Source organism: Tabrizicola sp. (genome assembly GCF_041911175.1).
In the GTDB taxonomy this organism is placed as follows: Bacteria; Pseudomonadota; Alphaproteobacteria; order Rhodobacterales; family Rhodobacteraceae; genus Tabrizicola.
Genome location: NZ_JAYRPN010000107.1, coordinates 96,311 through 102,310 on the forward strand (window position 1 = coordinate 96,311; position 6,000 = coordinate 102,310).

The following is a 6,000-nucleotide window of genomic DNA, read 5'->3' on the forward strand; positions in this document are numbered from 1 at the left end:
GCCCCGGGGTCGCCACAGGGCGCAACGCACTTAAAGCTTGCTGTCGCGCACCCGCAACTGCCGCGCGCGGGTCAGGATCGCATCCTCGACCGCCCGCACCGTCTCCGGCGCGACCGAGGCCCCGCCCTGGCCCTGCAACGCCACCTTCAGGCTGCGCGCATCCAGCGCCGGGTCCTGGACATAGACCGTCGCGCGATAGGCCCGCCCGCCACCCGGAGGCCGCCCGTAACCCGTCACGATCACCCCGGTGAACGGGTCGACCGATTCGATGGGCAGGAAGTTCAGCACTTCCAGCGAGGCCTGCCAGATGTACTTGTTGACCTCGACCGTGGTGTTCGGATCGTCCGACTTCCTGAACAGGGTCCAGATCGAGGTCTGCTTTGCAGCCTTGCTTGTCCCGTCGCGGTGGGCCGTGGCCTCTGCATCGCGCTCGGCCTTCTGCTCGGCGGTCATCCTGCCCTTGCCGAACAGGCCGCTGTCCCCGCTGGCGATCCCGCCGCAGGACGACAGTGAAAAGACCAGACCGGTGGCCAACGCCATGCGTACGAGTTGCTGCAAGATCATCCGGCCACCCTTGGAACCTCTTGCCTGCTGTCTAGCGCGGCGTCCGGGGCCTGCCAAGGCCTTTCACTCCCGTTCGGCGCGCGCGCGTACGTGATGGGCCGGGGGCCGGGGGGGATTCCCGACCTGTGACTTTGCTGCACCAATGTCCCGCCGAATTCCCGCCGCCTGCCCGCAAGCGTTGCAATCCGGGGCGGCAAGGGTGAAATACACCTCATTCCCCTGCGGATTCCCCTGCGGCGGGCTTACCTTGAAGAAAGAGGGAAAAACATGAAAAAGGTTCTTTTGGCCTCGACCGCGCTGATCGGCTTCGCTGGCATGGCCGCCGCCGACGTCACGCTGAGCGGCTCGGGCCGTTTCGGTATCATCTATGAAGATGTTGCCGGCACCAGCGACACCTACCTGTCCTACCGCATGCGCGTGAACATCGACGCCTCGACCGAGACCGACTCGGGCGTGAAGTTCGGTGGCCGGATCCGCATGCAGTACGACGCTGGCGACACCGTTGACAGCTCGGGCGAAGGCGCTGCGGAACTGAACGCTGCGATGCTCTATGCCGAAACCTCGGGCTTCCGCTTCGAAGTCGGCAACGCGAACACCGCGTTCGACTCGCTGAACACCCTGTACAACGCGGAACTCGGCTTCATCTCGTCGACCACCGGTTCGTACGCGCTCTTCTCGTATGACTCGTACAACTCGGGCCCGTACGCTTCGGGCGAAGCTGACCGCATCGGCCTGTTCGCGTCGTACAGCGCTGGCGACCTCGTCGCTCGCGTGTCGTACATCGACTACGATCAGTTCACCTCGGCCGACGCCGAAGAAACCGGCATCTCGCTGGACTACACCGCTGGCGCCTACAAGCTGGGTCTCGGCTATGTGACCGACGCTGCCGGCATCGCTGACTACGACGTCTGGGCTCTGCTCGGCGAATACGCGATGAACGACTCGACCAACATCGGCGTGCAGCTCATCGGCGAAAACGGTGCTGAGAACGACACCACGTTCACCCTCTACGGCAACACCAAGCTGGCGAGCGGCCTGGGCCTGGGCGCGTTCATCTCGGGCGTCGACTCCGACGTGACCTACGACAACGACTACGCCATCGGCATCGGCGCGAACTACGACATCGGCGGGGCCACCATCGCTGGCACCATCCAGAAGGGCTTCGACGACTACACCTACGCCGACCTCGGCATCAACTTCTCGTTCTGATCCTTCAGGGTCCGGACGGACGGAAAGAGCGGGCGAAAGCCCGCTCTTTTCTTTTTGCGCCACGGCGTTAGGGTGCCCGAAACGGGGGCGAGCATGACCTTGACCGACATCACCACCCGCCTCCGCGCGGCGGAACGGGCCTCCGGGCGGGCGGAAGGATCGGTCCGGCTCATCGCCGTCTCCAAGGTCCAGCCGCCCGAACGGGTGGAAGCCGTGCTGGACCAGGGCCACCGCGTCTTCGGCGAGAATTATGTGCAGGAAGCCGCCGGGAAATGGCCAGGCTGGCGCGCCCGCTTCGGCCCGGTGGAACTGCACATGATCGGCCCCTTGCAGACCAACAAGGCGAAGCTGGCGCTCGACCTCTTCGACGCGATCCACACGCTCGACCGGCCCTCGCTGGCCACGAAGCTCGCCAGCCTCGGGCAGGCGCGCGGGTCCTTGCCGCAGCTTTTCGTGCAGGTGAACACGGGGGCCGAGCCGCAGAAGGCCGGCGTCCTGCCCGCCGACCTCACCGCCTTCCTGCGCGACTGCCGGGCGATGGACATCTCGCCCATCGGCCTGATGTGCATCCCGCCCGAGGGCGAGGAGTCGACCCCGCATTTCGCAATGCTGGCGCGGATGGCGGCGGATCACGGCCTCAGCGGCCTGTCGATGGGGATGAGCGGCGATTTCGAAGCCGCCATCGCCCAGGGCGCCACCCACATCCGCGTCGGCAGCGCCATCTTCGGCGCGCGGAGCTATCCGGGTTGACCGAAACCCCGCCCCGGACCTGATCCGGGGCCTCTCGCAACCACCCGAAGCCCCGGGTCAAGCCCGGGGCGCGGGGACATGCCTGCCGACCCTCTCAATCCGTTAAAAATCCCCTAACGCCCACGTGCAACCCTCTGCGATCATTCGGCAAATCGAAAATGTCCACCGTGGACACTCAGGTCAGCCAGACCCGCGCATAGGGCGGCAACACGACCTTCCCGTGATGCACCACGACCCGGCCGCCCGACAGAGCGTCCCACAACTCCGTCACCCCCAGCGACCGGACCCAGCCCTCCCCCACCTCCTGCCAGTGCTCGGTGAAATTGAACAGCCCCAGCAAAGTGCCCGTCGGCGCCAGCCTCTGGAACGCGAACACCCCGTCGTTCCCCGCCGACACCACCCGCACCGGCACCCCCCCGTGCAGCGCTGGGGTGACGGCGCGGCGGGCCAGAATCTCCCTCACCCCCCGGAACACCCGCGCCGAGGGCGTGTTGCCCCGATCCCGCTCCCCGGCCAGCGCCCAGTCCATCCGGGGCCGGTGCACCCAGCGGCTGTCATGGGCGTGGTGAGGGTCATTAAGGTAGGAGTAGTCGTTCCCCAGCGCCAGTTCGTCCCCCATGTAGATCAGCGGAATCCCCCCGAAGGCCGCGATCAGCGCGTGCCCCATCAGCATCCGCTGCACCGCCATCTCCGCCAGCGCCGGATCGCCCCCTGCCCGCTCCAGCCCGGCGAGGCTGGCGAAGGACCCCGAAATCCGCTTGTCCCCCGTCGCCTCGTTCACCTGGAACAGCGCGCCCCTGGCGAAGGTTCCGGGGAAGCGGCCCTCGTAGAACTCCGACAGGAACCCCCGGTGCCCCTGCCCCGAAACCCCCACCGCCGCCGCATCCTCATCCGTCACCGCCCAGCCGATATCGTCGTGGCAGCGGATATAGGTCGCATAGGTGGCGTTGGTCAGCCGGTCGGGGAAATGCGTGGCCAGCACATGCGTCATCAGCCGCACGTCGCGCGTCGCCAGCGCCGACCAGAACTGCACCATCAGGCTGTTGTGGTAGGCGAGGTTGCCCTCTCTCCCGTCATGCACCCCGCGCCCGAGATAGGGCAGCATCTCCTCCGGCGCGACGATGGCTTCCTCCAGATGGATCACCGCCGCCGAGGCGATCCGGCTGCACGCCCGCAAGGCCTGCAGCAGCATGTGGACCTCCGGCTCCGACTGGCAGCGGGTGCCGAGGCGCTTCCACATGAAGGCCACCGCGTCCAGCCGCAGCACGTCCACCCCCCTGTTCGCCAGGAACAACATGACCTCGACAATCTCCAGGAACACCGCCGGGTTGGCCCAGTTCAGGTCCCACTGATGTTCGTTGAAGGTGGTCCAGACCCATTTGCCGATCTCCGGGTAGTGGGTGAAATTGCCGGGAGCGTTGTCGGGGAAGACCTCGACCAGCGTCTGCTCATACAGCTTCGGCAGGTCGGGCGAATCGAACATCAGGTAGTAGTCCTGATAGGTCGCATCCCCCTTCGCCGCCTTCCGCGCCCAGGCATGTTCCTTCGCCGTGTGGTTCAGCACCAGATCGACGCAGAGCGACATCCCCCGCTCCCGCAAGGCGCGGCTCACCGCCTCGAAATCCGCCATCGTCCCGAAAGCCGGGTTGATCCGGCGGTAGTCCATCACCGAATAGCCGCCGTCCGAATCTCCGGGACGGGGCTTCAGGCAGGGCATCAGGTGGACATAGGTGATGCCGAGGTCTTCCAGATAATCCAGCTTCTCCAGCACACCCGTCAGAGTGCCGTTGAAGCGGTCGATGTAGAAGACATAGCCCGCCATACCCGGGCGCTGGAACCAGTCGGGCTCCAGGTCGCGGATCAGGTCCAGCCGCTTCAGGTCCTCCGGTCGATCCGTCCAGCCCTTGCGCAGCGCCTTGACCAGCCGGTCGCGGAAGGCCGGGTAATCGGGGCGCGCGCCATAGATCGCCTCCAGCATCGGGAACAGGTCGGGGGCCGAGCGGGCCAGCCGCAGGTCGAACAGCTCATCCCCGGCAGTCAGCGGTTTCTCCATGACGTCCTCCCCCGAAACAAGGGCAGTTTACTGCGCCCAAAGCGTTTTGGAAAGAGCTTCCCGCCCCGGACCTGATCCGGGGCCTCGGGATGGCAAGGGAGGTCCCGGGTCAGGCCCGGGACGGGGCAGAACCGGGTCAGCCAGGGACGATCAGCCGCGTTCCCGGCGCGATGCGCAGGGCGATCCAGTGCAGATCATGCCGCGAGAGCGCCACGCAGCCAGCCGTGGGCGCACCGGGTCTGCGCCACTGGTGCAGGAAGATCGCCGAGCCCCGGCCCGGCTCGGCATCGGGCCAGTTCCAACCGGTGATCAGGATCAGGTCATACATCGGATCGGCCCGGCGCAGGCGTTCATGGCTGAACCCGTGCGGGGCGCGGACCAAATGGTTGTAGTGCTCGTCGCGGGGGTCGTCCGACCACAGGTCCGCTGGCCCGATCGGTTCCGCCCAGGCGGCAGGCTGTGCCATCCGGTCGGGCCGGTAGAGCATTCCGACCAGCCGGTGCACCCCGGCGGGAGTCGCCCCGTCGCCCTCGCGCTTGTCATCGGCGGCAACGATCCCGCCCCGACCGATGGAGCAGGGAAACCGACGCCCCAAGAACCGCAGCCCCATCGGCGTCACCACCAGATCGGCAGGCGTCACAGCAGATGCCCCGACTTCGCCGCCTTGGTGGCAAGGTAGGCCCGGTTCTCCGCCGTCTCGCCCACATGCAGGGGCACACGTTCCGTGACCTGCAGCCCGCAGCCTTGCATCATCGCCAGCTTCTTCGGGTTGTTGGTCAACAGCCGCACCGAAGAGAACCCCAGCTTCCGCAATATCTCCGCCCCGATGCGGAAATCGCGCTCATCGTCCTCGAAGCCCAACCGGTGATTGGCCTCGACCGTATCGAAGCCCTGGTCCTGCAAGGAATAGGCCCGCATCTTGTTCGCCAGCCCGATCCCGCGCCCTTCCTGATTGAGGTAGAGCAGCACCCCCGCCCCCTCCTGCCCCATCTGCGCCAGCGCGCTGCGCAACTGCGGCCCGCAATCGCATTTCAAGGACCCCAGCACATCGCCGGTGAAACAGGCCGAATGCAGCCGGGCCAGCACGGGTTGCGCGCGATCCGGGCGGCCGATCTCGATGGCATAGTGCTCCTCGCCGCCGTCGTCCGGGCGGAAGACATGCACACGCCCCGCTGCGGACGCCACCAAGGGCACCCGGGCCGACACCACCTCATCCAGTGGCGGCAAGGCGACCAGGGCAGGCGCGATCTCGTCCAGCGTCAACAGCGTCAGCCCGTTGGCCCCCGCCAAAGCCAGCGCGTCAGACACCGGCACCAGCAGCGCGGCGGGCAGAAGATGCGCCGACTTCGCCAGCCCCAGCGCAGCCCGCGACAACTCGGCCGACCCCTCGCGGAGCGATTGCAAGGGTCCCTTCATCGGCGTCC

Annotated in this window: 6 protein-coding genes; 2 read left to right on the forward strand and 4 right to left on the reverse strand. The window is 66.9% G+C overall.

Going from position 1 to position 6,000, the window contains the following annotated elements; genetic code table 11:
- Positions 1 to 30: 30 nt before the first annotated feature.
- The gene (locus tag ACE3P6_RS15040) at positions 31 to 540 is read right to left on the reverse strand and encodes a DUF3576 domain-containing protein (protein ID WP_374396527.1); all 510 of its coding nucleotides are present in this window, start codon (positions 538 to 540) and stop codon (positions 31 to 33) included.
- A 291-nt stretch (positions 541 to 831) separates the two neighbouring features.
- Here ACE3P6_RS15040 and ACE3P6_RS15045 point away from each other — a divergent pair, with 291 nt between their 5' ends.
- The gene (locus ACE3P6_RS15045; RefSeq protein ID WP_374396529.1) at positions 832 to 1,773 is read left to right on the forward strand and encodes a porin; all 942 of its coding nucleotides are present in this window, start codon (positions 832 to 834) and stop codon (positions 1,771 to 1,773) included.
- Positions 1,774 to 1,866: 93 nt separating this feature from the next.
- Positions 1,867 to 2,523 carry a YggS family pyridoxal phosphate-dependent enzyme gene (locus tag ACE3P6_RS15050; RefSeq protein ID WP_374396531.1) on the forward strand — a complete coding sequence of 219 codons (657 nt, stop codon included), beginning with the start codon at positions 1,867 to 1,869 and terminating at the stop codon, positions 2,521 to 2,523.
- Positions 2,524 to 2,698: 175 nt separating this feature from the next.
- On the opposite strand, the gene ACE3P6_RS15055 is transcribed toward ACE3P6_RS15050, so the two are convergent.
- The 3 genes from ACE3P6_RS15055 to ribA form a co-directional block, all read right to left on the reverse strand.
- Positions 2,699 to 4,576, reverse strand: a complete 1,878-nt coding sequence (locus ACE3P6_RS15055) for an alpha-amylase family glycosyl hydrolase (RefSeq protein ID WP_374396533.1) — start codon at positions 4,574 to 4,576, stop codon at positions 2,699 to 2,701.
- 136 nt (positions 4,577 to 4,712) lie between these two features.
- A complete protein-coding gene (locus ACE3P6_RS15060; protein ID WP_374396535.1) occupies positions 4,713 to 5,216 on the reverse strand; it encodes a L,D-transpeptidase in 504 nt (167 codons plus the stop codon).
- Positions 5,213 to 6,000: GTP cyclohydrolase II (gene ribA / locus ACE3P6_RS15065; RefSeq protein WP_374396537.1), on the reverse strand; the 788-nt coding region annotated here is incomplete at its 5' end. The genes ribA and ACE3P6_RS15060, both read right to left, overlap by 4 nt.